Origin of the sequence: Phytohabitans sp. LJ34, from assembly GCF_052068095.1 — a bacterium.
Lineage (GTDB): Bacteria > Actinomycetota > Actinomycetes > Mycobacteriales > Micromonosporaceae > Phytohabitans.
Genome location: NZ_JBQHDG010000058.1, coordinates 1 through 1,325 on the forward strand (window position 1 = coordinate 1; position 1,325 = coordinate 1,325).

Genomic DNA, 1,325 nt, shown 5'->3' on the forward strand with positions numbered 1-1,325 from the left:
TGAACCGCCCCGGGTTCTGTGGAGACTTCAGTGGTTGACTCCAGCCACCGCGCGAGGCTGGTGTTGAGCGTAGTAGGTCGATTCGTGTTCGTCTGGCGGCACATGGTCGATGGCGGAGTGCAGCCGTGTGGTGTTGTACCAGTCCACCCATTCGGCGGTGGCCAGTTCGACGTCGGCTAGGCCGCGCCACGGCCCGCGGGGCTTGATCAGTTCGGTCTTGTACAGGCCGATGGTGGACTCCATGAGCGCGTTGTCCAGGGCGTCACCGACGCTGCCGACCGAGGCGTCGATCCCGGCCTCGATCAGGTGGGTGGTGAACCGGAACGACGTGTACTGACTGCCGGCGTCGCTGTGATGGATCAGGCCCGGTCCGATCGGCCGGTGGTGACGATCTCGTCGCCATAGGGCCATGTCCAAGGCGGCCAGCACCAACGGGGTGCGCTTGTTGGTTGCGGCGGACCAGCCCACGATGGCGCGGGAGTAGACGTCGACGACGAACGCTACGTATACCACCCCCGCCCAGGAGGCGACGTGCGTGAAGTCGGCTACCCAGGCCTGGTTTGGTCGCGGCGCGGTGAAGTCCCGGTTGAGTCTGTCGCCGGCGCGCTGGTGCCGCGGATCCGGCACTGTGGTGCGGATCTTCTTACCCCGCGCCGCGCCGGCCAGGCCGGCGCGGCGCATCAGCCGCTCCACCGTGCACCGGGCTACCCGGTGGCCCTGCCAGCGCAGCTGGTGCCAGATCTTGCGGGCTCCGTACACGCCGTAGTTCGCCGCGTAGATGTCATGGATCAGCACCAACAGTTCCTCGTCGCGCTGCTGCCTCCTCGAGGGCGGCCGGGCCTTGGCCGCCCAGTAGCCGCTCGGTGCGATGCTGACCCCGTGCGCACGCAGCACGCGGCAGATCGGCTCGACCCCACCGAACCGGTCACGGTGCTCGTCAATGAACCTCACGAGCGTGTCGTAGGCCGGTCCAGCTCGGCCGCGAAGAAAGCCGACGCGGCCTTCAAGATCTCGTTCGCCCGCCGCAGCTCAGCGTTCTCCCGCCGCAACCGCTTCAGCTCCGCCGACTCATCCGACGTGGTACCCGGCCGCTGCCCGGCATCCACCTCAGCCTGACGCACCCACTTACGCAACGTCTCCGCAGTACCGATCCCGAGCCGCTGCGCAACCGCACCGATCGCGGCCCACTCCGAGTCGTAGTTCGGCCGCACCTCCGCGACCATCCGCACCGCCCGCTCACGCAACTCCAGCGGGTACACAACCGATCTCGCCACCTGTCGATCCTTCCCAATCCGGGAAGCCTCTACAAGATCCGGGGCGGTTCA

Annotated in this window: 1 protein-coding gene; it reads right to left on the reverse strand. The window is 67.6% G+C overall.

What is annotated here, in order from left to right; translation table 11 throughout:
* Nucleotides 1-27: 27 nt before the first annotated feature.
* Nucleotides 28-1,223, reverse strand: a protein-coding gene (locus tag ACTMTJ_RS45335) for an IS3 family transposase (protein WP_441225304.1) whose coding sequence is annotated in 2 segments (ribosomal slippage) — nt 28-992 and nt 992-1,223 — 1,197 coding nt in all. Because the reading frame shifts where the segments join, the coding sequence is not laid out codon by codon here.
* Between the last annotated feature and the right edge of the window lie 102 nt (nt 1,224-1,325).